Below are 26,299 nucleotides of genomic sequence, written 5' to 3'. Positions count from 1 at the left end.
TGCGAGATTCGTCTCTTAGCTGTTAAATCACATTGATGCCGAATTCATCTAGCATGTCCGTCAGCAGCGATAACGGAAGTCCGACTACGTTAAAATAACAGCCGTCGATTCGCTCCACCATTGTTGCGCCAAGTCCCTGAATGCCGTAGCTGCCGGCCTTATCGAGCGGTTCCCCGGAATCGACGTAGCGCCGAATCCGTTCTTCGCCAAGCTGCTTCATCGTCACGCGCGTCATTTGGTGATAGACAAGCTCGCGGCTGGTAGCAGGTTCGATGAGTGCGACGCCGGTATAGACTTCATGCTGCCGACCTTCGAGCTCTGTCAGCATCCGAACAGCGTCGTTCTTGTCCGACGGCTTGCCGAGCACTTTGCCGTCTAACACGACAATCGTGTCTGCGCCGATGATAAGAGAACTCTTCTTAGCTTCACTGCTTAGCAGCTCGGCGCTGGCTCTGGCCTTACGCAGACCTAGCTGCTCCACGATCATTGCCGGAGACCAGTTTTGCGGCGTACTTTCATCGGCATCGCTGGACAAAATGAGAACCGGCAAGGAAAGGCCGAGTGACGCGACCAATTCCTGCCGGCGGGGAGAAGATGAAGCCAGCACAAGCTGGCGTATAGTTGAAGAAGAATTCGAAGAAGATCTCACGTTCATGGTGACGCTCCTTACGCATACATAGATACCCCGTTATAGCTTGCGGTAAACCCAAATCGCTGCAATTAGTCCAGCGATGCTTAGTAGGCTGATCTCAATTCGAAGCGAGAAATTGTAGCTGAGCACGAGCAAATCCGCTGCTGGCGCCCACTTTATCGTCGTTGTTTTCGTGAGGAACGAAAGTCCTGGTACCTCCGACAGCCACCGGGAAAGAAGTGCGCCTGTCAATAATCCAATAAGCAGAAATAATAAAAATACCCAGAAATTTTTCTTCATCTTGTTACGTCCCTCGCCATAATTTGACACGTACACTTTATTATACGCGGGGAAGTAACGCATTACAATGCATCCATGGAAGCAAACCAACCTTTCTGAGTGAATACAGCTTGCATCAATGACTTCTGCATGGTCCACAAGTAGGCTTCCGACGGTTTCTTCACATATGCATCAGCTGCCAGCGCCGCAGTATTGATGGACTGGACAAGCTTCAACAGTGCGTTCTTATTCACTTTGTCTGTCATGCCTGCTTCCATGAGTGAAGCGGAGTGTGTCCAGGTCTCATGCAGTTTCTTCCAATCTCCTGCTGCCAAACCGCCTGTGCTTGCACCGCTTAATTGCTCCAAAGTTAACGAATCCAGCTTCGCTAGCAGGTCGTTCGTTTGAGAGAAGAATGATTCGACGACGGAGCTGTCGCCTTTAAAAGGAATCGAGGAAACCGCAGGCAATTCGATCTGCTTCACATAAACGTCCATGCCCGTCAGAAGCTGGCCGAGCAGCTGCGCGTTGTCTTTGTCCGTCGACATGCCCACGTAGACACGGTAGTCCTCGCTAGACGTTAAGGAAGCCGCTGCAAGCCCCTTCTCGTTCAGCTCGCTTACTGCTGCATCAAGCCCCTCCTTGTTGCTGAATACTCCGTACTGAAGCATATAGTACGTGGAGGCAGGCACTTTGACTTGCACCAGTGCAGCTTGTGAAATAGCTTGGTTGCTGCTGTTAGCAGTGCCGGACGTGTCAGTCGCTGTATTCGGATTTTTGTTTGTATTCTTGTCTGTACCGGCTGCAGTTGAATCCGTGCTCGTGCCGGAAGAAGGCTTGCCTGTTACAGTCGCTGCATCATTGCCAGTCGTACCGTTGCCGCCAGTAAAAAGTGTAAGTACAAAATAACCAAATATCGCGCCAGTTGCGATCGCCCCGGTGACCGAAGCAAATACTTTATACCATGACGGTCCTCTACTCGGTCGTTGCGATGATCCCGTTAAATAAGAACCAAAGGAAGCTCTAGCATTTCGATCATTGCTGCTTGCGCGGCGATACCGTTCTTCCTCTTCGACATCAATGATCGGATACATATCAATGACCTGAGGAGACTGCGCTGGTCGTTTGATTGGCGTTTCTTCGTATTCATCGCCTAGCAGAATCGGTTCGAGCACGTCCGTCTCTGGGTATGGCTGGATCTCAGTATGGTTCCGGCGCTGTTCAGACACTGGTTGCATGGGCTGCTGCTCTTGTTCAATTGATTCTCGGACATGCTCTGCACGCCGCGGCTTCTGCTTAGGGAATTGACCGTCTGCCTCACGAATAAGCTGCTCCAGCGCTTGGGCATCATTTTGGAAGGAGCTGTTCCATGGACCTATATCGGAAGTAAATTTAAGTTCCTCTTGAAAAAAAGGTACGACATTCGCGGAGTTCTCGCGCCGCTTCTCTTCCTGCTTCGGCTCCATCCGTGCTCCGCTCCGCTGATCGAAACGATAGGTAATGCGTCCTTTATTGTTCATCGCACTCTCTCCTTGTCCACATACTCTAGTACGAGTCTATGAAAAAGTTAAGAGAAGTATGACTCCGCCAACTCACATTCCTTGACAGGAATATTCCTTATGAGGTATATTCAAAACATGAATTCGACTATGAGCGCTCTTGCTGAGCCTAACCGATTACGAATTGTCGAGCTTCTGCGAGACGGCCCTCACACAGTAGGCGAAATCGCCGAACGGCTAGAACTGAATCAGCCGCAAGTATCCAAACATCTGCGCGTGCTTCTTGAGGCGGGTCTCGTCGAGGTGCATCCGGTTGCCAATCGGCGAATTTACAAGCTAGGAACTGCGCCGCTCAAGGAGCTCGATGACTGGGTCAGTTCTTTCCGCCGTTTCTGGGAAGGAAAGTTCGATGATTTGGAGATTTATCTACGCAAGCTGCAGACGAAGGACCCTAATCAAGAAGAGTAGGAGGACCTCTTAAGCACGTTCGTAAGCTCGTAAGATTATTAACACTCTCGTACAAAATGATAACTTTGGAGGAATCTACATGGCAGATAATCAAACAACTACCGGTGAAAACATAAATGAATTGCTCATTACACGCGTAATAGACGCTCCTCGCGAGCTTGTATTTAAGGTGTTCACACAAGCCGAGCATTTGAAGCATTGGTGGGGTCCAGCAGGGCTTGAAATGGGCGAGTGCAAAGTTGACCTTAAGCAAGGCGGTCTCTTTCACTACAGCATGAAGACGCCGGATGGACAGGAAATGTGGGGCAAATTCGAGTATCGTGAGATCGACGAGCCGAATCGACTCGTCTACATCACTTCCTTCTCGGACAAAGAGGGTAACAGCCACCGCCATCCGATGGCGCCAACTTGGCCGGTTGAAGTTTGGAACGAGCTTGTATTCGAAGAGCAAGAAGGCGGCAAAACGCTGCTAGTCATGCGCGGCAAGCCATACAACGCTTCCGATGAGGAAATCAAAACGTTCAACGAATCGCATCACCTCGTTCAAGGCGGCTTCGCAGGCACACTAGCGCAGCTCGATGCGTACCTCGCAACAATCGCATAGTTAATGTTGATAAAGCTGAGAATCGGATGTCCGATTTCTCAGTTTTTTTTGCGAGGTTAGATGAATGTAGATACCTGGAGGACTCTCTTTCGTTCCTTTCGCCGATATTCTGTAACTTCCAGTGACCTAGAGTAGTCCACCAAACCAGCTTCTCACCCTCGTCCATCACATTCAGCACCATGTAGTCCAGCGAACCAGCTTCTTTCCCCCATCTCTCTTTCAGCACCATGAAACTCACCACTCCCATTCCGAGTGGAAGGAATTCCCTATTTTATTCAGAATAAATACTTCACACCACTTAAGGGGGAGTTTCAGTGAATAAGTTAGAGTTAAAGCATGAGCTAGAGCGCAAGTATCCTCATACGAAAGCCTGCTTAAAGCGGATTGAATGCATCTATATACCTGTGACAAACGCTGAAGCCGCAAAACGGTTCTTTATGCAATATGGTCTGGTTGCTTTATCTCCTCAAGGCAATGTAAAACTCGACTCCGGACAAGGGATCTTCTTCCTAGAGACAACAAAGAAGCAAACGTCGAACTTCGTTACCCACGACTGGGATGAAAAGGATGAACAGTATGTGATGGAAGCAGCTTGTTTCGAGGTGACCGAAATTGAGGAGCTATACCGCTTAATGAAAGAAGATGGAGCGAATGTTTCGGAGCTCAAAGATAATGGCGGCTGCGGGTGGTCGTTTCATTTTTATGATCCCGATGGCAATAAGTTTGCAGTATGGCAGGATATTAGCTAGTTAAAACACAAAAAAAAAGCTGAGAAATCGAAATCACGATTCTCAGCTTTTTTTGTTCAGACAAGAAGTCTTGTCACGCAAGTGACAACACTTCTCCCCCACCTAACGAATCTCCGCACGCGCCTCTGTCACTCAAACGTTAAACCATTCGGGGGTCCAGAGGGACGAATCCCTTGGGGTCCCTCCTCTGGAGGGATTTAGGGAGGCAAACGTTTCAAGCCTTCCCGCGGAGCGTCTTCGCAAGTGAATCCGCAACCTTCCAAATATCACCGGCACCCATCGTAATGACGAGATCACCTGGCTTCACTTGGTCCGTCAACACCGTCAGCACTTCCTCTTTGGTCGGATAGTATGACGTATTGGCATTGCTGTTCTTGATGATCATCTCCACTAGCTTCTTGGAGTGAACGCCTTCGATCTGCTGCTCCCCAGCGGGTGAATAAATATCCGTGATGAGCACCTCATCCGCTTCCGAGAACGCACGGCTGAACTGCTCGAGCAAGAAGAACGTGCGCGTATACCGCTGCGGCTGGAACACCGCAATGATCCGTTTGCCCGTCGACTTGGCAGCGCTGATTGTCGCCTGAATCTCTGTCGGATGATGCGCATAATCATCAATAACGAGAATATCATTCACTTCGCCGAGCACCTGGAATCTGCGTTTCGCGCCGCGGAAATCAACGATGGCTTCCGCAATCGCTTCGAACGATACGCCCGCTTCCAAGCATGTAATGACTGTTGCCATTGCATTGTACACATTGTGCCGTCCTGGAACAGACAGCTCAATGCGGCCAAGCAGCTGGCCGTGACGCGCCATATCGAACGATGCTTTACGATCGCCGAGTGTAATATTTGTCGCACGGTAAATCGCCTCATGGTCAATGCCGTACGTAAGTACGCCTTCACGACCAAGAGGACCTGCTGTAAGCTCAGGAAGCATCTCTTGCATATTATCATCGTCCGCACAGACGATCGCTTTGCCGCTATCCCTCACTTGGCTTAGAAACTGCACGTAAGCTGCTTTTAATTTATTGAAATCACCGTCGTAGTTTTCAAGATGATCTGGTTCGATATTCGTCACGATGGCAATTGTAGGATGGTACTGCAGGAACGAGCCGTCGCTCTCATCCGCTTCTGCCACGACATAATCGCCTTTGCCGGCTTTCGCATTCGTACCGACATTGACGATTTCACCGCCAATGATATACGTCGGATCGAGCTGGCAAGTTTCCATCACCAGTGCGATCATCGAGGATGTCGTCGTTTTGCCGTGCGCGCCAGCGACAGCGACACCTTTGCCGTTATTCATCAATTTCGCAAGCATTTGAGCGCGGTGAAGAATCGGAATGTTCAGCTTCTCCGCAGCGACGCGCTCGACGTTATCACGAGATAACGCCGTCGAATATACGACCAAATCCGCCCCTTTGACATGCTCCGGCTCGTGACCGATGTAAATACGCGCTCCTTTGGCTGCAAGCTTCTCCGTAAGCTCTTGCCCGGCAACGTCTGAGCCTGTCACTTTATAGCCCATCTCCAGCATGACGCGCGCGATGGCGCTCATGCCGTAACCGCCAATACCGATGAAATGAACGTGCTCTGCTGTGTTCAAAGACGGTTCACCAACCTTTTTCAGAATCCTTATTGTGGAGCAATTGGGAGCGGACGTCTGCAATTAAGTAGAGCGTTCCGGTAACGACCGCCAAATCCGCTTCATTCGCCAAACCTTGCAGTCTCTTAAGAGCCTGCTTCCAATCCGGTTCAACGATCAGCTCAAAAGGACGGTCACTTGAATCACGAATCTCGCTGACGAGCTCAGCCAGCTCCGCAGCAGGCATTGCCTTGCGGAAATTCGGCTCACTCACGATAAGCGTATCCACTAGAGGTAGTATATGCTTGAGCGTGTCGCGATGATTCTTATTCGATAGCATCCCCATCATGAGATGCAGACGCTTGTACGAATACGTATCACGAAGCGCAGCCGCCAAGGTCTGGGCGCCCTCCGGATTATGCGCACCGTCGATGAGCAGCCTAGGCGACTGCTGAATCATCTCGAGGCGCCCCGGCCAAGCTGCAGTACGAAGCCCTTCCCGTAGGTCTTCATCCTCAATGATAGCGGCATAATACTGCCGCAGCACTTCAAGCGTCATGACAGCTACGGCTGCATTCGTCCGTTGATGTGCACCATTTAGTGTAATGGTCAGCGGTTCAATCGTACGGAACAAGCCGTCAAAACGGAATGTTTGCTCATTCTCCGCCACTTGAAGCGCCGATTCATGAAACTTTTCACCCAATAGATAAAGCGAGCTGCGTTTCGCCTGAGCCGTCGAAGTTACAACGGCTACTGCCTCCGGCTGTGTCACTGCACTGACGACGGGAACACCTGCTTTAATGATACCAGCTTTCTCTGTCGCGACTGCCTCAATCGTATCGCCAAGAATATCCATGTGATCATGACCAACATTCGTAATAACCGACACAAGCGGTGTCACGATATTCGTCACATCCATACGTCCGCCAAGCCCAGTTTCCCACACGACAAAATCAGGGTATGACACTGTGCCGTAATACAAAATCGCCAGCGCCGTCGATACTTCAAACATCGTAGGTGAGCCAAGCTCGGTCTGTGCAATTGCTTCGACATGGGGCTTCAGCTTGTTCGCGAGCATAAGCAGCGTTTCATCGGGAATGTCCGCATCGTTATACTTGAAACGATTCGTAAACTTCGTTATGTAAGGGGACGTGAACGTCCCTACATCATAGCCGCATCGCAGCAGCACACTGGTCAAATAAGCGCAGACAGAGCCTTTGCCATTCGTGCCCGCCACATGGATAAATTTCAGCCGGCGCTCCGGGCGGCCGAGCAGCTCCATCAGCTTCTCGATCCGCTCCATGCCAGGGCGAATGCCGAATGGGACGAGCCCCACAATCCAATCCCTTGCTTCTTCATAGCTAGCAAGCTGTGCCGATAACTGTTGTTCAGTCATTATGATTTCCTTCTTCCTTCTGCAGCGAAATGCTGCGAATTGACAAGCTCAGAAGGGCTGTTCTAGCCCTTCAGCTCCTCAATACGCGCAAGCACTTTCTCGCGTTTCTCCGCATAGTCAGCCATTTTCGCGCGTTCTTCCTCAATGACTTTCGCAGGCGCTTTCGCAACGAAGCCTTCATTCCCAAGCTTCTTCTCCACACGCTCAACTTCGCTTGTCAGATTTGCAACCTCTTTGTTCAGACGAGCAATCTCTTGCTCGATATCGATGAGGCCAGCAAGCGGCAAGTACATTTGTGCGCCTGTAACGATTGCTGTCATCGCTTTATCCGGAGCAGCGAGAGCTTCGCTGATCTCAAGCTTCGACGTGCCGCAGAAGCGGACAATGAACTCTTCGTTACGCGTCAGAATGGCAGCAATGCTATCGCTCGACGGCTTCACGAGCAGCTCGACTTTCTTGCTCATCGGTACATTAACCTCAGAACGGATGTTTCGAACCGCACGGATCATATCCATGAGCAGCTCCATCTCGGCAACAGCTTCAGGCGCTTCAAACGCTGGATCATAAACCGGCCACGGAGCAAGCGTAATCGTCTCGCCTTCATGCGGCAAGTGTTGCCAAATTTCCTCACTGATAAACGGCATGAACGGATGAATGAGACGCTGTGTACGATCTAGTACGTATGCGAGTACGGACTGTGTCGCGCGCTTCGCTTCCGCGTCCTGACCGTTCAGGTTCAGCTTCGCGAACTCGATATACCAGTCACACAGGTCATCCCAGATAAAGTTGTACAACACACGGCCGGTTTCGCCAAAATCATAGCTGTCAATCAGACGCGTCACGTCAGCAACCGCAGCATTCAGACGGTGAAGAATCCAGCGATCTGCCGTTCCAAGCTTCACATTGATGTCAATGTCAGCTGCCGTTACGCCTTCAAGGTTCATGAGCGCGAACCGTGAAGCGTTCCAGATCTTATTCGCGAAGTTACGCGCTTGTTCAACGCGTTCCCAGCGGAAGCGCAGATCCTGACCCGGCGTGCTGCTTGTCGAAATCATGAAACGCATCGCATCAGCGCCGTAGTTCTCGATCACTTCAAGCGGATCGACGCCGTTGCCAAGCGATTTGGACATCTTCTTGCCGTTCTCGTCACGAACGAGACCGTGCATGAGAACGTCCTTGAACGGCTTCTCATCTGTGAACTCAAGCGCCGTGAAGATCATCCGCGCAACCCAGAAGTAAATAATATCATAACCTGTTACTAGAACATTCGTCGGATAGAACCGTTTTAGGTCTTCAGACTGCTCCGGCCAGCCGAGTGTCGAGAACGGCCATAATGCCGAGCTGAACCAAGTGTCGAGTACATCTTCATCTTGACGAAGCGACTCGCTGCCGCATGTGGAGCAAGATGTTTGGTCTTCAAGTGCAACATGCATCGCGCCGCAAGCGTCGCAGTACCATGCCGGAATGCGGTGTCCCCACCACAATTGGCGGGAAATACACCAGTCGCGAACATTTTCGATCCATTGCAAATAGATTTTCTCAAAGCGATCTGGAACGAAATTGACGCCTTTGCCCGCATTCTGCGCTTCGATCGCAGCCGCTGCGAGAGGCTTCATCTCAACGAACCATTGTGTCGACAAGTACGGTTCAACAACTGCGCCGCTGCGCTCGCTATGGCCAACTTGGTGAACATGATCTTCGATCTTCATGCAAACGCCAAGCTCTTGCAGATCTGCAACGATCCGCTTGCGGCAGTCCGCACGGTCGATACCGTTATACGGACCCGCTTCTGCATTCATCGTACCGCTCTCGTCCATTACAACGATTTGCGGCAGGCTATGGCGAAGGCCAACCTCGAAATCGTTCGGGTCGTGCGCCGGCGTAATTTTTACCGCACCGGAACCGAATTCTTTCTCCACATACTCGTCAGCAATAATCGGAATCTCTCTGCCGATGATAGGGAGAATAATCAGTTCGCCGATGAGGTGTTTATAGCGCTCATCTTCCGGATGTACCGCAACCGCTGTATCACCAAGCATCGTCTCTGGGCGAGTCGTCGCAACTGTAATAAAGCCCGAGCCGTTCTTCAGCGGATATTGAAGATGATACAGATGACCGTTCACTTCTTTATGCTCAACCTCGATATCGGACAACGCCGTGCGCGCAGCCGGATCCCAGTTAATGATTTTTTTGCCGCGGTAGATAAGGCCCTTCTCATAGAGACGAACGAACACTTCGCGAACCGCTGCGGACAGCCCTTCATCCAGTGTAAAACGCTCGCGCGAGTAGTCGAGCGAGAAGCCCATCTTCGCCCATTGCTCACGAATCGTCTCATTGTACAGATCTTTCCATTCCCACACTTTCTCCAGGAATTTCTCACGTCCCAGGTCATAGCGGGATACGCCTTCTTCGCGCAGCTTCTGCTCAACCTTTGTTTGCGTCGCGATACCTGCGTGGTCACTCCCCGGCAGCCATAGCGCATCATAGCCTTGCATCCGTTTCGTACGGATCAGAATATCCTGCAGCGTAAAATCGAGCGCATGCCCGATGTGCAGCATACCCGTTACGTTCGGAGGAGGAATTACAATCGTATAGGCTTCCGCATCTGGACGCTTGCCTGCTTCAAAAAACTTGCCCTCCATCCAATATGGATACCATTTGGACTCGGCTGCCTTCGGATCGTACGTCGTCGGCATCTCTGTCATTGCTTGTTTCTGTGACATCACTATTCCTCGCTTCCAATGTATTTCAATATCGTAATAAACTGGATAAACGCAAAAAAACCTCACGCCCTTAATAGCAAAGGACGAAAGGTTCTAGCTTCCGCGGTACCACCTTTGTTCCGAATAAACCGCATGAAACGGCTTCATTCGACAACTTTAGAACAGATAACGGCTGCAGCCGGCTTGAACTAACGATTAGCACCGTTTCATTCCAGCAACTCCGGGGCGACCTGTCGCAGTTCATTACCTGCAGAACCTCTCAGCGCATTGGTTCCGCTCTCTGAAGGCATTCCTGCTACTCTTCCCCATCAACGTCATTATAATAAGAGTATAACCCTATTTTTTCTATCATACACGTTCTTAATTGTCCACGTCAATCCCACAGCCGTCCACACTTCCAGAGATTTGGGAAAGACAGCAAAAAAGCCTCTGAAAAGGAATGCTTACAGCCCTTTTCGGAGGCTTATCTGCATCTATCTCGCGCGCGTTAAGGAATATACAGCACTTGGCCTTCGCTAATGCTCTGATCCGGCAACCGATTATAGAGCGCAATCTCGCGCGGCTGCAGCTGATAACGGCCTGCTATGACGTCGAGCGTCTCCTCTCGCTGCACGATACAGATGCGTAGCTTGCGGAAGGACTGATCCTCGCCCGAACGGCTGAAGAACAGGTTCTTCCACTCGATTTCATCTCCGCTCGATTTGCGCGCTTCCTTCGCTGCCTGCTCGGCCGATTGCTCCGCCGCCGCCCTTGCTTCCTGCTCCCTGCGGCTCGATTGCAGCAGTGACCGGAAGCCGACGCCAGGCGGCTGAGCAGCCTCAGCCTCTTCCTCGGCTGGCTTGCCCCCGACCGCGACTTTCAATTTTCGCGCCGATTCGGCTTCGATTGCCGAAATGTCGCCAAATTGCTGCGCAGCCGGCGCATCTGCGATATTCGCTGCCAGCTGACGGCTCCTGGCTTCGCGTTCCGCAGCGTCAGCTAGAAACGGATTCTCCGCAGGAGGTCCGGCAATTGCCGCCTCGATCACTTCATCAGACACCTCGGACTCAATCGCCTGAAGCGCCGCTTCTGCTTCTCGAGCCTCCTCTTCCAGCTGCTGCTGCCTTACGATCTCTGCCGCCTGCGCAATCTCCTCTTGCTCGAATGCCGCCTGCGCCGCTTGCGCCGCCGCATCACGGATAAACGCATCGTTGTAGGCAGGCGGGCTGCCGGCGGGCTCCCAACCTTCATTACGGATGGCCTGCGGCTCCGCATAACCAGTCTGCTGCTCGAACAACGCTTCGTAATTCGGCACCTCTACCGGATCTCTTTTGTGCACGACCGTGAAAGGCTCTTCCCGCTGCCACTCTTCCTGCGGGCTTGAATGACCCAGCTCAATTCCTTTCAGCGACAGCACACCCGTGATATTGAGCGTTCGCGTTGACAGAAGATCAACGTCGAAGTTATCAATCTCTACGGAGATGTCATCCAGCCGGTGAATACGATTCATAGGAAGCGTAATTTCGACAGGAATCCAGTGTTCCAATGATTGTTCAGCTAAAGGCTCATCCTGAGCGCGGTACACGCCGGTCAGGAGCAAATGTCCTTTTAACAACACCTGCTCGTCTTGCTGAACGATTCCGATACGGGGGACAAGCTCAATTTCTTCCAGCTCGTCGATTGCCGCTACTTCATCAGGCAAATGAACCCGTTCATAAATGTCAAATCGCAAACCGTTTGACTGACTGGGCACGGTTGTCGTCCTCCTTTCCCCTCTCACCAAAGCTTGGTTACAGCTTTCTTCCCTATTTATCTATATGGCAAGGGGTGGATAGGCATGACTACGATTTTCACAGTGAAGCATAGCGTTCGCGCACTTCTCGGAACCATTCAGGCTCATCCGCTTGCACGGTCATCTCTTCCGCGCACCACGGATGGATGAACGTCAGCTGCTCGCCTCGCAGCGCTTGGTGGCGAAGCAGGGAGTCACTGCCGCCGTACAGCGAATCGCCAACGAGCGGATGACCAAGGTAGCTCATATGGACACGGATTTGATGCGTTCTGCCGGTCTCCAGCCATAAGCGCACAAGAGTGGCGCGGCGGTACGAAGCGATTGTCTCGTAATGGGTAACGGCATGATCCCCGGCTGGTGACACGCGCCTACGGGCACTATGATGGCGGTCTTTGCCGATCGGCTCATCAATCGTTCCTGCTGGCCTGCGAAGCACGCCTTGCACTAGGGCGACATACTGCCTGCCTATCGTCTTCTCTCGCATCGCCGCGTCCAGGTGCAGCTGCGCCAGCTCATTGCGCGCATAGAGCACGGGTCCAGCCGTATCATCGTCCAGCCGGTGGATATGCTTCGCGGACTGATGGTCGCCATGCGCGATACCGGCGAGTGCTGCCGCCTCATCGAGAGTTCCGCGCTGGCCGGGTGCATTCGGATGAACAGGCATACCTGCTGGCTTGTCCATGACGAGGCACCAGTCGTCTTGAAAAAGCACCTCTGCCTGTGCGCGCTCATTGGACGACCGCACAGCCTCCACTTCCTCTCGCTGCTGCATCGCCATCCGATAAACCGCATCCTTTGCCGGATCGGCCGGAATGAAGGTGCGGAGCCGGATCGTGTCTCCGTCCATTTGGATGCCGCCTACGGAGAAGAGGCGATTCAAGTAACGTACCGGAAATAAACCAAGGGCCAGCAGCCATTGCCGCACATGGTGCGGATGACTCCCGGCCTCTATCTGCTGAACGCCGGCATGGGCAGCATGGCTCGCCAGCTCTTTCGCCGACAAGCTCAGCCACTCCCCGTTTCGTTCATAGGTTAACAAACGATGTTCAACCACGACTCTCAGCTCCTATTAGAGACGGCGAAGCGCCTCATCGTGTGCTTCAATCGTTGCATCAATTGCCGCCTCGTCATGCACGCCAGAAACGAACATGCCTTCAAACTGGGACGGCGCAACGCTAACGCCCAAATCCAACATCGATGCAAAATAAGCTCTGAACCGATCCAGATCCGCTGTCTTCGCCGTGTCGTAGTTGATAACATGCTTCTCGGTGAAGAACGGGCAAACCATGGATCCTACACGATTAATCGTAGCAGGTACGCCGTGTTTCGAAGCATTCGCCTCAAAGCCGCGCTGCAAGCGAACGCTCATCCGCTCAAGCTGCTCGTACGTTTGCGGTGTAAGCAGGCTTAGCGTTGTATAACCCGCGGCCATCGCAAGCGGATTGCCGGACAACGTGCCAGCTTGATAGATCGGACCGCTAGGCGCCATCATCTCCATTATTTCGCGTTTGCCGCCGTATGCGCCGACTGGCAGGCCGCCTCCGATGACTTTGCCTAGGCAAGTCAGATCCGGCGTTACGCCGTACAAGCCTTGCGCACAGTTGTAATGAACGCGGAAGCCTGTCATGACTTCATCGAAGATGAGCAAGCTGCCATATTGCGTCGTAATGTCGCGCAGCCCTTGCAGGAAGCCAGGCAGCGGCGGAACGACACCCATATTGCCGGCAATTGGCTCAACGATAATACAAGCGATCTGCTCGCCGTACTGCTCGAACGCCAGCTTAATGGAGTTCAGATCATTATAAGGAACGGTAATCGTATGGGATGCCACGCTCTCTGGCACACCAGGGCTGTCAGGCAATCCAAGCGTTGCAACGCCTGATCCTGCTTTAATAAGCAAGCTGTCCGCATGACCATGGTACGAGCCTTCAAACTTCAAAATTTTGCTGCGCTTCGTATAGCCGCGCGCAAGACGCAGTGCGCTCATCGTCGCTTCCGTGCCGGAGTTTACCATACGGACGACTTCAACCGATGGCACCCGATCGCAGACGAGCTCAGCCATCAGCGTCTCGAGCTCCGTCGGAGCGCCGAAGCTTGTCCCTTTCTCAGCCGTCTTCTTGATCGCTTCGATAACCTCTGGATGGGCGTGGCCCATAATGAGCGGTCCCCACGAACCGACATAGTCGATGTAGCTGTTGCCATCAATGTCGTAGACGCGGTAGCCTTCGCCGCGCTCCATATATACCGGTGTTAGTCCAACAGATTTGAAAGCGCGAACCGGAGAGTTAACGCCGCCGGGAATGACCGTCTTCGCTTTGGCAAAAGCAGCTTTGGAGCGCTCATCCGACCTTTTCTGATTCTTAACGTTCATTTGCGACACCTGCCTGTTAATTAGTGACAATCCTATGGTACACTTCTGCTATAGATCGTACAGGCTTTCCTACTATCTTGGCCTGTTACTCCAGATGGAGAGGCTGATTGCATTGATCGAACTATTGAAGACCGTACAGCTATTTGAAAGCTTGAGCGACGAACAGCTGCATCATATTTTGTCGATCGCGAATAAGCAATCTTTTCCTGCAGGAACCGTATTGTTTCAGGAAAATGATCACGGTTCAGCTTTCTATATTCTGTTGAAAGGTTCCGTGAAAATTTATACGCGCAGCACAGCAGGCGAGGAAAAGGTGCTGTCGCTCATCCAAGCTGGCGAGAGCTTCGGCGAATTGTCGCTGCTTGACGGCAGACCACGTTCGGCTTCCGCACAGACGCTTGAATCGACGACATTGCTTGTCATCGCAGGCAAAGCATTCAATGACCTGCTCCGCAATCAATTTGAGATTACTCGCCATATTATGGCTGAGCTGTGCCGCAGGTTGCGCGACACGAACCAGCATGTCTATGACCTGACCTTCGTTGACGCCCGCACCCGCGTGCTTAAGAACGTCATCCTGCTTGCTAACCGCCACGGCTCGCGCTCTGGCAACATCATCACAATTAAAATTGCGCTGAACTTTGACGAGCTCTCCCAGATGGCAGGCGTCACGAAGCAATCGTTATCCCAGGTGCTTCGCGATCTCGAGGACCGCAACATCCTCAAATTCGGCCTAAATGAATATAAGCTCGACCTTGCCCGCCTGAACGGCTAGACCGTTCAGGCTTTTTAACATTATGGAATGTATAGGTTAAGCTGTATCCATTTCTATAATGTCTCCGCGAAACGTAAGCTTCTGCCGTCAGAAGACGGCGATAGCCATTTACACTTGCGCTCATGCAAAGTCTAGCCTAGTTTTGTTATTCCCCGCGCAGCCAGCGTGCCACATCAAGCGCATGATACGTAATAATGATATCCGCACCCGCACGTTTCATCCCCGTGAGTGTCTCCAGCACAATCGCGCGCTCATCAATCCATCCATTAGCCGCAGCAGCTTTCACCATCGAATACTCTGCACTAACATTGTACGCAACAACCGGCAAGTCAAAAGTCTCCTTCAACATACGCACAACATCGAGATAAGCAAGCGCAGGCTTCACCATCAGCATGTCCGCACCTTCGATGATGTCCGCTTCTGCTTCACGAAGCGCTTCACGCGCATTGGCTGGGTCCATCTGATAAGTTTTACGGTCGCCGAACTGTGGTGCGGAGTGGGCCGCATCACGGAATGGTCCGTAGAATGCAGACGCATATTTGACCGAGTAGGACATAATCGGCACAGACTCGAAGCCTGCCGCATCCAATCCTTCACGGATTGCGCCAACGAAGCCATCCATCATGTTGGATGGCGCAATAATGTCAGCGCCAGCTTCCGCTTGCGAGACAGCCGTCTTCACGAGCAGCTCGAGCGAAGAATCGTTATCGACTTCCGCGCGGCCTGTCCGCTCGTCGTGATGGATCATGCCGCAGTGGCCGTGATCAGTAAATTGACAGAGGCATGTATCTGCAACGACGAGCAGCTGCGGTGCCCATTCCTTGATCGCACGCGTCGCTTCTTGCACGATACCGTTATGATCATACGCGGATGAACCGACTGCATCCTTCGTTGCTGGAACGCCGAACAGCAGAATTGCTTTTACGCCGCTTGCGACTACGTTATCAATCTCCTGCTGGAGTAGATCCATCGACAGATGATAAACGCCTGGCATCGAAGGAATTTCTTCTTTGATGCCTGTGCCGACTGTAACGAACAACGGGTAGATCAAGTCATCTACCGTTAATTGTGTTTCACGCACCAAGCTGCGCAATCCTGCGGTTCCGCGCAATCTGCGGTTTCTTGTAATTGGAAATGCCATGTTAGTATGCTCCCTTCAGCTTGCGATTCATTGCTATTGCATCAATAAGTCCGTCTATCGTAGCCTCTTCAGGCTGAATCGTTACCGTAAGTCCTACCTCAGCAGCTGTTTGCGCCGTTACAGGACCAATACAAGCTATATCTACGCCTTGCAGCAGCTCTACAGGCTGTTCTACGCCCATACGCCGCAGCACTTCGAGTAAATTCGTAACCGTCGATGAGCTTGCGAACGTAATAACGTCCACTTTACCTTTGAGCAACAGCTCAAGCGTCTCTTCGTCTTGCTCTTCCGCAAGCACCGTCTCGTACACGTCGATCTCGACAGGCGTCAGCCCTCTTGCCCTCAGCTCACGCGGCATCACTTCGCGTGCGAGATCGCCTCGCGGTAGAAGCACGCGTTGACCTTCTATGAGATGCTCATTCAAGCTATCAAGCAGATCCTCTGCTTGGAATTTGACAGGCAGCACATCAACCAGCATGCCTCGCTTCTCCAGCGCTTCTGCTGTCTTCGGTCCGACCGCGGCAATGCGCGCGCGGTGAAACCGGCGAATATCAATGCGCAGCTTGCTCAGCCAGCTGAAGAAATAATCGACGCCGTTGACGCTCGTGAACATGAGCCACTCATACTGCTCCGCCGCTTGCAGCGCAGCCGTAAGCTCCGCCACCGCCGCATCTCCTGCAGGCTCCCTCGTCTCAATAACCGGGAATTCGCAGGCTTCGCCGCCAAGCTCATCAATCTGTTCGACAAGGTCGCTGCTCTGCGCTCTCGCGCGCGTCACAAGCACGCGCGTGCCGAATAACGGCTTGCGCTCGTACCACATCAGCTTCTCGCGCTGGCGCACAACGTCGCCGACGACGATGACCGCCGGTGGCTTGAAGTCCGCCGCTTCCACGATCGCTTCAATTGTCTCAAGCGTCCCTGTTACGGTCCGCTGCTCCACGCGCGTGCCCCAGCGAACTAGCGCCACAGGCGTATCCGCAGGTTTGCCATGCTTGATGAGCTGCTCAGCGATGTAGCCGATCTTCGCTACCCCCATCAGGAAGACAAGTGTACCCGTTGCAAGCGTTACTTTGTCCCACTGAATGGAATGGTCAAGCTTATCCGGACTCTCGTGACCCGTAATAATAGATAAAGATGAAGCCAAATCGCGATGCGTAACCGGAATGCCCGCATAGGCAGGCACGGCGATTGCAGAGGTAATGCCTGGCACGATATCGAACTCAATCCCGTTCTGATACAGCAGCTCGGCCTCTTCGCCAACACGGCCGAATATAGTTGGATCGCCGCCCTTCAGACGAGTGACGACCTTCCCTTGCAAGGCAAGATCAACGAGCAGTTGGTTAATATCTTCTTGCTTCATCGTATGACGATCCGGAAGCTTGCCAACGTAGACCTTCTCGGCGCCCGGCTTTAAATATTTCAACAATCGTGGACTTGCGAGCCGGTCATAGACGATGACGTCACAAGCTGCTATACATTCTTTTCCCCGAATCGTGATGAGCTTTGGATCGCCTGGACCCGCTCCTACGAGATAGACCTTCCCCTTGCCGCTTCTCTGTAGCACAGTCGCTCATCCCCTAACTTCAGCTAATATACGGTCTGCTCCTCTAGCTTTAAGCAGCGCTGCGGCTTCCATGCCGAGCGCAACCGGATCATTGCCTTGCAATGTTTCTTTCAGCAGAACGCTGCCGTCAGCTGAGCCGACAATACCTGTCAATTCCAGCAGCGCGGAACCATCCTCCGCTTCCCCAACGATTGTCGCGTGAGCGCCAATCGGGATTTGGCACCCGCCGTTCAAGGCGCCAAGGAAGCTTCGCTCAGCCGACACGGCAAGCGCGGTAATCGGATCGTTCAAGAGCGCGAGCAGCTCGCGCACAGCAGCGTCGTCTTCGCGGCACTCAATGCCGAGTGCGCCTTGTCCAACCGCCGGGACACACAGCTCCTCCGAGAGGTATGCCGATATCTTCCCGTCCCAGCTCATGCGGTGCAAGCCTGCAGCTGCTAGAACAATCGCATCGAAGCCTTCAGTGTCCAGCTTCTTAATGCGGGAATCAATATTGCCGCGAATCGACTCGATTTGCAAGTCAGGACGCGCATTCTTTAATTGGCTGGAACGGCGCAGGCTGCTCGTGCCCACTTTTGCTCCTTGCGGAAGCTCTGAGAGCGATAGGCCACCTGCCGAGATAAGGCAATCACGAGGATCAACCCTTTTCGGAACTGCGCCATTCATGAGACCTTCCGGCAGCTCGTAAGGCATGTCCTTCATGCTGTGAACGGCGAGATCGATCTCTTGATCGAACAGCGCTTGCTCGATTTCTTTCACGAATAGACCTTTGCCGCCGACTTTGGACAACGTCACATCAAGAATACGGTCGCCTTTCGTCACAATTTTGCGAATTTCAAAATCATACGGAAGCCCGTGCTCCGCACAAATCGCTTTCAGCTGATCAATGACTTGGCCCGTTTGCGTCAAGGCAAGCGCGCTCTGACGTGTTCCTACAACGATTACTCGACGTCCATCTACGATATAAGGCATGTGTTATTGTCTCCTCTTCGCTGCTTGCTGCAGCCTGTTCATCCACTCATCTATCGGTTCATTGCGATCATACTCCGCCCCAGGAACAGCAAGCTCTTCCGCAGCCTGGCGTAATAGCATCGTCCTTGCAGTTTCATCTGTCACTTCGCCTTGAACATGCTCGCGAAGCAGCCGCAGCCGCTCCACAAGTTCTTTATAAGCAGCGCCATACTGCCCCGCTAGCTGCTTCTTCAATAGGCTCGTTAATGCCGGACTAGCGCCGCCAGTCGTCACTGCGATCAGCAGCTCGCCTCGTCTGACTGCAGATGGCGTAATGAAATGACCGGATTCGCCCAGATCGGCGACATTGACGAGCGCCCCGCAGCTCTCGCCGTAGGCTGCAATTCTCCCATTCATTTCCCGCGAGTCAGTCGCTGCGAATAGAAGAAAAGCCTTGTGCAGGTCTTGTTCTATGTATTCCCGTTGCACAAGGCCGATACACCCGCTACTCGCGAGCACCTTCAGTTCTTCAGTTATATGTGGCGCGATGACGATAATCTCGTCTGCCCCGCCGTCTAATAGGCCGCGAACCTTACGCTCCGCAACTGCTCCGCCGCCTACGACGACGCAGCGCCGGCCATGAAGCCTCACCATCATCGGATAATAATCTCTCATTTTCCTGGCGAAACGCTCCTTTCGCAGGCACTGACTTTGTATCTGCACTCCTTATGACCAGCTGTGAAAATTAGATGCCTCGTTCATAAATACATTCAGCAGCAGAACCGCGTAGCTAATTAGATTGAATCTGGCAAACTTCCGACCTGCCCCATCAAACCATTGATGCTTCAGCACATTCCAGATATAAAGCGCAAGCGCTACAAATGATGTCAGCACCTTCAGATCAAGAAGCAAGCCGTAACGGCCTTCAACCAAGATGGATGCTACCGCTATCGCGAGCGATAGCATAAGCAGCGGTGTACCAATCAGCGATACCCGGAACATAAACCGATCCGCTACATCGAGGCTCGGCATTCTCTGCATCTGCTTCGTCCATTGCTTCCCCTTCAGCCTTCTGAACAGGAATAGGTACATCCCTGAGAAAATAGCGCTCAGCGTAAACGCCGTATACGCTAGAATCATCAGAATAACATGAAGAACAAGCATGTCATGCGCCAGCTCCCACCTCTCCATGGAGGCGCCGGAACCGATACCGAATAAATTGATCGTTAATACGGCAAATCCGATTACGTTGACGAAGAAGACGATAAGCTCCATTCGAAAAAAACGGCTCATCACCAAAGAAAGCGTGATAAGCAGCCAAGAGAAGAGGAGCAAATATTCAAACAATGACATAAAGGTCATGTCCAGGTGCGATATGATTCGATGAACAATGAAGCCAGTCTGCAGCACCCAGACGAAAATAAGCAGCCCTGTTCCCAATTGTTTCGCTTGCCGATTTCGATCAACGAAATCGGAGAAGTAAAACAGAAGGCTCAGGGCATAGACGTACAGGATTCCATCATAAAACCAGTTTTGGGTAACCATAGGCGCCTCCGCAAACTTTGAACAACTTATCTTGTAATCGCCGCAATAGAGCCTTTGCCAAGCGAAGGCAGCATATCTTTGGCAGCAGATTTGATTTCGCCTTGCACTGCAGCCTTCTGCTGCATAGCTTTGTTCTCGTTTTCGGTTTGATCCAGCGTATCTTCAAGCGCGAATAATTTCACGAACAGGTCCATCGCCTCATCAGCCTTCTTCTCGCCGGCCATTTCTTTAATGCGAAGGATCGGGTCATGCATCATTTGGTTCACGATGCTCTTGGTTAGCTTGTGAATGATCTTAAGCTCCCGCTCGCCAAGGTCAGGCAGCTTGTTCGCCAAGCTGTCCATCGTCTCCGAGTGGATATCTGCGGCTTTCGTCTGCAGCGCCCGGATGAGAGGTGCGACACCAAGCGTCTTATACCAAGTGCGGTAAGCGTCAAGCTCAGCTTCAATAAGGACATCAATCTTGGCAGCCTCTACACGGCGCTGCTCCATATTGCTCTCTACGATCCCTTCAAGATCGTCGATATCATACAAGAAAACGTTGTCGACCGACGCAATCGCTGGATCAAGATCACGCGGAACTGCAATATCGATCATGAACAGCGGACGAGACTTGCGTCTGTGCATCGCTACTGCCACTTGCTCGCGCATAATGACATAACCATCAGAGCCCGTTGAGCTAATTACAATATCCGTCTCATGTAAACGCGCAATCGCGTCTGCCATTGAAAGCGGCGTTCCATTAAACTTATCAGCAAGCTGCACTGCACGATCGTAGGTTCGGTTTACAACAAAGACGCGGCTTGCACCGTTCGCATATAGATGCTTCGCAGTCAGCTCGCTCATTTTGCCGGCTCCAACAATCATTATCGTCTTCCCGCCAAATTGGCCGAAAATCCGTTTGCCAAGCTCGACAGCCGCGTAGCTGACTGAAACCGCAGCTTCCCCGATAGCTGTATCGGAGTGCGCCTTCTTCGCAAGCGTAACAGCTTGCTTGAAGATCGAGTTGAACAGTGTACCCGTTGTCTTGTATTCTTGCGCAAGTGCAAATGCGCTCTTAATTTGACCTAAAATTTGCGTTTCGCCAATGACCATGGAATCAAGACCACAAGTAACACGGAACAGATGATCGATCGCTTTCTCATCTTCATACATATATAAATCCGAGGTAAACTGCTGTCTCGGCGTATTAAACCATTTCTCCATAAAGCTGCGAATATAATGGCCACAAAGCGTTGGTCGATCAACAACAGCATACAGCTCTGTCCGGTTACAGGTCGCAACGATGACACATTCCATAATGCTCTTCGTTTGTTTCAGCTGCTTCAAAGCATCTGGCAAATCTCGCTCGGAGAATGTAAAGCGTTCCCTAACTTCAACAGGAGCTGTTCGATAATTCAACCCGACTACGATAATGTGCATGCGCGTTCACCTGCCCTTCGACATCATTTTTCATCATTTAGTATAGCACAGTAAGGCGAGCTATACCCCTGCAATTATGAAAATTATTTGAAAATCTCATTTGTTTTCAGACATGAATTTGTTGAAATAAAAATACTTCCCCCTATTCGCATTACGCGAATCGAAGAAAGTATTTGTTGTACGACTGCTTATTTAAATAATGCTACACAAGCTCTACTTGCTTCATGTCGGCTTCAACCACTTGCAGCTCACCCATACCGCGAACAAGCTTCTTAGCGTGCATTACTTTTGGTTTCAATACAGACATCATGTAGTCGATCGCGAGTTGCGGATCAACTGTTTCTCCACATGTATAACAATCAAGAGCAGCGAACCCTCTCTCAGGATACGTGTGAATGGAAAGATGACTTTCTGACAGCAGTACGAGCACAGTTGCTCCTTGTGGTTCGAATTGTTGTGCCTGCACCGAAAGTACAGTGGCACCGCAAGCTTCAGCAGCTTCTACCATTTGGGCTTGTAAAAATTCCGCGTTGTTGAGCTTGTCAAAATCTACACCCCAAGTATCAACAGCAACGTGTCTTCCGAAAGTTGAATATTCCATCTCTCGGTTCCCCCTTCCTAGGAATAAAATGTTTTGTAATTTCATCCGCTAGGACCTACGTCATTCACTGCCCGAGGGACTTTCCGCTCGCAACATTACCATGTCCTGAGTGAATCCTGGTTCCTAATTGTCATTGCAACGAAAATAAAAATAACATCTATCGCCCAGAAATGCAACAGTTTTTTTTGGCATAATTATTTGGACCATGCTGCGAAAATTCCACTTTTCAACGTATGTTCGAATTGAATGGTTGGTGTGCGCCATTACTCGTCCATAAACAATAAAAAAAGCCGCATTTCTGCGGCCTTTTCACATTTGCATATTGTACATTTATTAAGCTTCTAGCTTAAACAAGTTACGGGAATACTGAGCTAAACGCTCATCAATAATAGCAATTTGCTCCCGATCTTTGCATTGATTACGCAAATCAAGCAACTGATTGATCGCGCCGCGTACGACTTCGATCTCTTTCTCAACATCCATAATGCGAAACGCTGCTTCGAGCTGGCCAATCGTGTCTTTGAATTCAAAGACGACTCTTGATTCGCCACCGCGAATTTCGACAATTTTGCGAACAGTGCCTTCGGTATAATGATAGGTCATCATATAGTTCGGATAAATGCGGTTGACGACTGCATCGCCGCGGAATACGGATACCGCTTTGCGCATGGCGTTCGTTAACTTCGGATGCATGATGCGGCATGTGAGCGCACAAACGAATTGATCTTGCTCACGCTCGAATGTAAGGCGGACTTCTTCTTGTCCTGCGTCGTCTTCGAGAACCACCTCGTGATTGCCGTTTTCAAGTACCCGCACCTGTTGTTTTATGTGCTGGTCTTCAAAAAACCGGACAAATCCCGCCATCTCTTCAGCCGTTAATTGCAGAGAAGCATTGACATATTCTGTGGCTATCCGCTGAGCCATAAAGATCTCCTCAATTCTTTAAAGTAACGCATTTGTAAATCTTCTTGCTTACCTATATTATACCCGATCGAAAAGGTTTATTCCTGTCAGCCAGCCGCGATATTCTCGCATATTTCTGAATAATCAAGGAGATTTTACGAAGAGTCACCGCTTTTATGCGTTATCCTCACTTTTCGAGTGAAACTTCTGCTGTTTCTTCCGCTTCTTCAGCTTCTGCTGCTGTTTCCTCAATCGTTTCATTAATCAAAGCCCACAGCTCGTCACGACCAAGCCCTGTCTCTGAGGAGAAGAGTACATGGCGGTCAGCCGGATGGAAGCTGAGCGATGTCTTAATCATCTTCACATGCTTGTCCCACTTGCTCTTCGGGATCTTATCCGCCTTCGTCGTTACAATGCAAACGGGAATTTCATAATGCTTCAGCCAATCGTACATAAGAATGTCGTCCTTGGACGGCTCATGACGGATATCAATGATGAGCAGCACCATGCGAAGCGGCTCGCGGTCGTTCAAGAAAGTCTCGATCATTGTTCCGAATTGTTGACGCTGCACCTTCGATACTTTGGCATAGCCATAACCGGGAAAATCGACGAGATATAAGCGATCGTTTACACGGTAGTAGTTGAGCTGCTGCGTCTTGCCTGGCTGCGCGCTCGTTCTCGCTAGCCCTTTGCGATTTATCATCTTGTTAATGAGCGATGATTTGCCGACGTTGGAACGCCCTGCCAGAGCGAACTCTGGCAGGGCATCCACAGGATATTGATCGGGTCTTACCGCACTGATGACGAATTCAACGTTAGTAATTTTCACTTGTCGTAACCTGCTTTCTTAAAACATAACAACGTGTAGGGTTTCACCCTACACGCCTAGCTTGTATTTCTCGTCGAAACGTAAGCTTTCTAGCACCGAAAGGCGGTGCCAGTCATTTACGCTTAATGCGTTTCCACCGGCGCCTCTGCCTGCGCTTCATGAAGCGCGTGCTTGAGCACCTCGTCCATGGAGCTGACTGGGACGAACTCCAGATCGTCCTTCACGCTGTCCGGGATGTCGCGCAGATCACGCTCGTTCTCCTTCGGCATAAGCACTTTCCGGATGCCGGCGCGGTGCGCGGCGAGCGATTTCTCCTTCAGCCCGCCAATCGGAAGCACGCGTCCGCGGAGTGTAATCTCACCCGTCATCGCTACTTCCTTATTCACATAACGGTTCGTCAACGCCGAGATAAGCGCTGTCGCCATCGTAATGCCTGCGGATGGACCATCCTTCGGAATCGCGCCTTCGGGAATATGAATATGAATATCGTTCTTCTCATGGAATTTCGGATCGATGCCGAGCTCTTCTGCGCGTGAACGCGTATAGCTGAACGCCGCCTGAGCTGATTCCTTCATGACATCGCCGAGCTTACCGGTTAACGTCAGCTTGCCGCTGCCAGGCAGCACCGTCACCTCGATGACTAGCGTATCGCCGCCAACCTCGGTCCAGGCGAGGCCGGTAACCGCCCCGATCTGATCCTCTGATTCTGCCATGCCATAGCGGAACTTCGCCGGTCCAAGCCATTCCTTCACTTTCGCAGCATCGACGTCAATCGACTCCGTGCCCGCTTCCGTTACGATCGCCTTCGCTGCTTTACGGCAAAGCGCAGCAATCTGCTGCTCCAAGTTGCGGACGCCGGACTCTCGCGTATATTCACGGATCACTTGCTGCAAGCTGTCATCGCCAAGCAGCAGCTGTTCATCCTGCAGGCCGTGCTCGCGCTTCTGCTTCGGCAGCAAGTATCGCTTAGCGATTTGAAGCTTCTCAAGTTCGGTATAGCCCGGAATATAGAGCACTTCCATCCGGTCAAGCAGCGGTCTTGGAATATTATGAATCGCATTGGCTGTCGTCACGAACATAACGTTCGACAGATCAAATGGCACTTCGATGAAGTGATCGCTGAACGTGCTGTTCTGCTCCGGATCAAGCACTTCGAGCAATGCGGAAGCCGGATCGCCGCGGAAGTCCATCGCCATCTTGTCAATCTCATCCAACAAAAATACCGGATTGAGCGAGCCTGCTGTCTTCATCCCTTGAATGATACGCCCCGGCATTGCGCCGACATATGTACGGCGATGACCGCGAATTTCGGCTTCATCCCTCACGCCGCCGAGCGAGATGCGAACGAATTCGCGATTCAGCGACTTCGCGATGGAGCGCGCAATCGATGTTTTACCGACACCAGGAGGACCGACAAGGCAGAGAATTGGACCCTTCAGCTTCTTCACCAGCTGCTGGACCGCCAAATACTCAAGAACGCGCTCCTTCGGTTTCTCCAGCCCATAATGATCTTCGTTCAAAATGCCTTCCGCCCGGTTCACATCGAGGTCATCCTCGGTCTTCTTGTTCCAAGGCAAAGAGAGTAGCCAATCAATATAATTGCGGATGACACCGCCTTCTGCTGAAGTCGATGGCATCTTCTCGAGACGGTCGATTTCTTTCTCGACCTTCTCCTTTACTTTCTCCGGAATGCCGGATTCGGCCATCTGCGTCCGAAGCTCCTCCGCTTCGCCTGCACGGCCTTCTTTCTCGCCAAGCTCTTTCTGAATCGCCTTCATCTGCTCGCGCAAATAATATTCCTTTTGCGTCTTCTCCATCTGTTTCTTGACGCGCTGGCTGATCTTTCTTTCGAGCTCCAGCACTTCGCGCTCATTATTCAGAATGTCGAGCAGACGCTCCAGCCGTTCACGTACATCAATCGTCTCAAGGATATCTTGCTTATCCTTAATTTTGAGCGACAGGTGACTGGAGATGACATCGGCAAGCCGCCCTGGCTCATCAATGTCAGATACAGCCGCGAGAGTCTCCGGCGTCACCTTCTTCGACAAGTTGATATAATGCTCGAACTGGTTCAGAACCGTGCGCATGAGCGCATCGATCTCCGGATCGGTCGACTCCGATTCCGGCAGCTCCTTGATCGACACTTCATAGAAATCTTCATTCGGCAAGTAATCGACGATCTCTGCGCGAACGACGCCTTCCACGAGCACACGAATCGTACCGTTTGGCAGCTTGAGCATCTGTCGAACCCGCGCTACCGTGCCCACACGGAAAATATCTTCCTGTGTCGGCTCTTCAATATTCACCTCGGACTGCGAACATAACAAAATCATATGATCGTCCAGCATTGCGCGATCAAGCGCGCGTACTGATTTCTCCCTGCCCACATCTAAATGCAGCACCATGCTGGGGTATACAAGCAGCCCCCGTAGCGGCAGCAGGGGCAAGCGACGACCTTTCCATTTAGCAGGTCCCATTCCAGCACCTCCG

Annotated in this window: 23 protein-coding genes and 1 other annotated feature; of the genes, 4 read left to right on the top strand and 19 right to left on the bottom strand. The window is 51.7% G+C overall.

Going from position 1 to position 26,299, the window contains the following annotated elements:
* Positions 1-22: 22 nt before the first annotated feature.
* From AC0LWF_RS01920 to AC0LWF_RS01910, 3 genes are all read right to left on the bottom strand, one after another.
* A complete protein-coding gene (locus AC0LWF_RS01920) occupies positions 23-655 on the bottom strand; it encodes a Maf family protein (RefSeq protein ID WP_474649881.1) in 633 nt (210 codons plus the stop codon).
* Between the two features lie 33 nt (positions 656-688).
* Entirely contained in the window at positions 689-931 is a 243-nt protein-coding gene (locus tag AC0LWF_RS01915) for a DUF4321 domain-containing protein (RefSeq protein WP_090573494.1), read from the bottom strand.
* 62 nt (positions 932-993) lie between these two features.
* The gene (locus tag AC0LWF_RS01910; RefSeq protein WP_474649880.1) at positions 994-2,430 is read right to left on the bottom strand and encodes an SPOR domain-containing protein; all 1,437 of its coding nucleotides are present in this window, start codon (positions 2,428-2,430) and stop codon (positions 994-996) included.
* 117 nt (positions 2,431-2,547) lie between these two features.
* Between AC0LWF_RS01910 and AC0LWF_RS01905 the strand changes: the two genes are divergently transcribed.
* The 3 genes from AC0LWF_RS01905 (at position 2,548) to AC0LWF_RS01895 (ending at position 4,230) form a co-directional block, all read left to right on the top strand.
* Positions 2,548-2,877 carry an ArsR/SmtB family transcription factor gene (locus AC0LWF_RS01905; protein ID WP_474649879.1) on the top strand — a complete coding sequence of 110 codons (330 nt, stop codon included), beginning with the start codon at positions 2,548-2,550 and terminating at the stop codon, positions 2,875-2,877.
* Between the two features lie 79 nt (positions 2,878-2,956).
* Positions 2,957-3,481 (top strand): SRPBCC family protein, encoded by a 525-nt coding sequence (locus tag AC0LWF_RS01900; protein WP_474649878.1) that lies wholly within the window; start codon positions 2,957-2,959, stop codon positions 3,479-3,481.
* 314 nt (positions 3,482-3,795) lie between these two features.
* Positions 3,796-4,230, top strand: coding sequence for a VOC family protein (locus tag AC0LWF_RS01895; RefSeq protein ID WP_474649877.1), 435 nt, complete (start codon positions 3,796-3,798; stop codon positions 4,228-4,230).
* Positions 4,231-4,444: 214 nt separating this feature from the next.
* Here the strand turns inward: AC0LWF_RS01895 and murC are convergent, their stop codons facing one another.
* From murC to hemL, 6 genes are all read right to left on the bottom strand, one after another.
* Positions 4,445-5,839, bottom strand: a complete 1,395-nt coding sequence (gene murC, locus AC0LWF_RS01890; RefSeq protein ID WP_474649876.1) for a UDP-N-acetylmuramate--L-alanine ligase — start codon at positions 5,837-5,839, stop codon at positions 4,445-4,447.
* Between the two features lie 7 nt (positions 5,840-5,846).
* The gene (locus AC0LWF_RS01885) at positions 5,847-7,214 is read right to left on the bottom strand and encodes a bifunctional folylpolyglutamate synthase/dihydrofolate synthase (RefSeq protein ID WP_474649875.1); all 1,368 of its coding nucleotides are present in this window, start codon (positions 7,212-7,214) and stop codon (positions 5,847-5,849) included.
* A 62-nt stretch (positions 7,215-7,276) separates the two neighbouring features.
* A complete protein-coding gene (locus AC0LWF_RS01880; RefSeq protein ID WP_474649874.1) occupies positions 7,277-9,937 on the bottom strand; it encodes a valine--tRNA ligase in 2,661 nt (886 codons plus the stop codon).
* Between the two features lie 76 nt (positions 9,938-10,013).
* Positions 10,014-10,258 (bottom strand) — a binding site (T-box leader).
* A 166-nt stretch (positions 10,259-10,424) separates the two neighbouring features.
* Positions 10,425-11,669 carry a LysM peptidoglycan-binding domain-containing protein gene (locus tag AC0LWF_RS01875; protein WP_474649873.1) on the bottom strand — a complete coding sequence of 415 codons (1,245 nt, stop codon included), beginning with the start codon at positions 11,667-11,669 and terminating at the stop codon, positions 10,425-10,427.
* A gap of 97 nt (positions 11,670-11,766) precedes the next feature.
* Positions 11,767-12,762 carry an RluA family pseudouridine synthase gene (locus tag AC0LWF_RS01870; RefSeq protein WP_474649872.1) on the bottom strand — a complete coding sequence of 332 codons (996 nt, stop codon included), beginning with the start codon at positions 12,760-12,762 and terminating at the stop codon, positions 11,767-11,769.
* A 15-nt stretch (positions 12,763-12,777) separates the two neighbouring features.
* Positions 12,778-14,079, bottom strand: coding sequence for a glutamate-1-semialdehyde 2,1-aminomutase (gene hemL / locus AC0LWF_RS01865; RefSeq protein ID WP_474649871.1), 1,302 nt, complete (start codon positions 14,077-14,079; stop codon positions 12,778-12,780).
* A 112-nt stretch (positions 14,080-14,191) separates the two neighbouring features.
* Here hemL and AC0LWF_RS01860 point away from each other — a divergent pair, with 112 nt between their 5' ends.
* Positions 14,192-14,854: a Crp/Fnr family transcriptional regulator gene (locus tag AC0LWF_RS01860; protein ID WP_474649870.1), complete on the top strand. Its 663-nt coding sequence runs from the start codon at positions 14,192-14,194 to the stop codon at positions 14,852-14,854.
* Positions 14,855-14,999: 145 nt separating this feature from the next.
* On the opposite strand, the gene hemB is transcribed toward AC0LWF_RS01860, so the two are convergent.
* The 10 genes from hemB to lon form a co-directional block, all read right to left on the bottom strand.
* Positions 15,000-15,995 carry a porphobilinogen synthase gene (hemB, locus tag AC0LWF_RS01855; RefSeq protein ID WP_474649869.1) on the bottom strand — a complete coding sequence of 332 codons (996 nt, stop codon included), beginning with the start codon at positions 15,993-15,995 and terminating at the stop codon, positions 15,000-15,002.
* 1 nt (position 15,996) lies between these two features.
* Positions 15,997-17,559, bottom strand: a complete 1,563-nt coding sequence (gene cobA / locus AC0LWF_RS01850) for a uroporphyrinogen-III C-methyltransferase (protein ID WP_474649868.1) — start codon at positions 17,557-17,559, stop codon at positions 15,997-15,999.
* Positions 17,560-17,565: 6 nt separating this feature from the next.
* A complete protein-coding gene (hemC, locus tag AC0LWF_RS01845) occupies positions 17,566-18,531 on the bottom strand; it encodes a hydroxymethylbilane synthase (RefSeq protein ID WP_474649867.1) in 966 nt (321 codons plus the stop codon).
* Between the two features lie 3 nt (positions 18,532-18,534).
* Positions 18,535-19,185, bottom strand: coding sequence for a precorrin-2 dehydrogenase/sirohydrochlorin ferrochelatase family protein (locus AC0LWF_RS01840; protein WP_474649866.1), 651 nt, complete (start codon positions 19,183-19,185; stop codon positions 18,535-18,537).
* Positions 19,186-19,236: 51 nt separating this feature from the next.
* Positions 19,237-20,055, bottom strand: coding sequence for a cytochrome C assembly family protein (locus AC0LWF_RS01835; protein ID WP_474649865.1), 819 nt, complete (start codon positions 20,053-20,055; stop codon positions 19,237-19,239).
* Between the two features lie 26 nt (positions 20,056-20,081).
* A complete protein-coding gene (gene hemA / locus AC0LWF_RS01830) occupies positions 20,082-21,476 on the bottom strand; it encodes a glutamyl-tRNA reductase (RefSeq protein WP_474649864.1) in 1,395 nt (464 codons plus the stop codon).
* Between the two features lie 202 nt (positions 21,477-21,678).
* Positions 21,679-22,077 carry an adenosylmethionine decarboxylase gene (gene speD / locus AC0LWF_RS01825; protein WP_090572841.1) on the bottom strand — a complete coding sequence of 133 codons (399 nt, stop codon included), beginning with the start codon at positions 22,075-22,077 and terminating at the stop codon, positions 21,679-21,681.
* A gap of 333 nt (positions 22,078-22,410) precedes the next feature.
* Positions 22,411-23,001: a non-ribosomal peptide synthetase module gene (locus tag AC0LWF_RS01820; RefSeq protein ID WP_474649863.1), complete on the bottom strand. Its 591-nt coding sequence runs from the start codon at positions 22,999-23,001 to the stop codon at positions 22,411-22,413.
* Between the two features lie 166 nt (positions 23,002-23,167).
* Entirely contained in the window at positions 23,168-23,809 is a 642-nt protein-coding gene (gene yihA, locus AC0LWF_RS01815; protein ID WP_474649862.1) for a ribosome biogenesis GTP-binding protein YihA/YsxC, read from the bottom strand.
* A gap of 122 nt (positions 23,810-23,931) precedes the next feature.
* A complete protein-coding gene (gene lon, locus AC0LWF_RS01810; RefSeq protein WP_474649861.1) occupies positions 23,932-26,286 on the bottom strand; it encodes an endopeptidase La in 2,355 nt (784 codons plus the stop codon).
* Between the last annotated feature and the right edge of the window lie 13 nt (positions 26,287-26,299).

Source organism: Paenibacillus sp. sgz302114 (genome assembly GCF_056120345.1).
This window is presented reverse-complemented; position numbering and strand designations above follow the sequence as displayed.

Coding starts and splice junctions, on each gene's coding strand:
- AC0LWF_RS01880 (WP_474649874.1), bottom strand. CDS start 9,937: ATGTCACAGAAACAAGCAATGACAGAGATGCCGACGACGTACGATCCG.
- AC0LWF_RS01885 (WP_474649875.1), bottom strand. CDS start 7,214: ATGACTGAACAACAGTTATCGGCACAGCTTGCTAGCTATGAAGAAGCA.
- hemA (WP_474649864.1), bottom strand. CDS start 21,476: ATGCACATTATCGTAGTCGGGTTGAATTATCGAACAGCTCCTGTTGAA.
- AC0LWF_RS01910 (WP_474649880.1), bottom strand. CDS start 2,430: ATGAACAATAAAGGACGCATTACCTATCGTTTCGATCAGCGGAGCGGA.
- AC0LWF_RS01905 (WP_474649879.1), top strand. CDS start 2,548: ATGAATTCGACTATGAGCGCTCTTGCTGAGCCTAACCGATTACGAATT.
- AC0LWF_RS01900 (WP_474649878.1), top strand. CDS start 2,957: ATGGCAGATAATCAAACAACTACCGGTGAAAACATAAATGAATTGCTC.
- AC0LWF_RS01840 (WP_474649866.1), bottom strand. CDS start 19,185: ATGAGAGATTATTATCCGATGATGGTGAGGCTTCATGGCCGGCGCTGC.
- AC0LWF_RS01920 (WP_474649881.1), bottom strand. CDS start 655: ATGAACGTGAGATCTTCTTCGAATTCTTCTTCAACTATACGCCAGCTT.
- hemB (WP_474649869.1), bottom strand. CDS start 15,995: ATGGCATTTCCAATTACAAGAAACCGCAGATTGCGCGGAACCGCAGGA.
- hemC (WP_474649867.1), bottom strand. CDS start 18,531: ATGCCTTATATCGTAGATGGACGTCGAGTAATCGTTGTAGGAACACGT.
- AC0LWF_RS01915 (WP_090573494.1), bottom strand. CDS start 931: ATGAAGAAAAATTTCTGGGTATTTTTATTATTTCTGCTTATTGGATTA.
- hemL (WP_474649871.1), bottom strand. CDS start 14,079: ATGAACGTTAAGAATCAGAAAAGGTCGGATGAGCGCTCCAAAGCTGCT.
- speD (WP_090572841.1), bottom strand. CDS start 22,077: ATGGAATATTCAACTTTCGGAAGACACGTTGCTGTTGATACTTGGGGT.
- AC0LWF_RS01820 (WP_474649863.1), bottom strand. CDS start 23,001: ATGGCTCAGCGGATAGCCACAGAATATGTCAATGCTTCTCTGCAATTA.
- AC0LWF_RS01835 (WP_474649865.1), bottom strand. CDS start 20,055: ATGGTTACCCAAAACTGGTTTTATGATGGAATCCTGTACGTCTATGCC.
- lon (WP_474649861.1), bottom strand. CDS start 26,286: ATGGGACCTGCTAAATGGAAAGGTCGTCGCTTGCCCCTGCTGCCGCTA.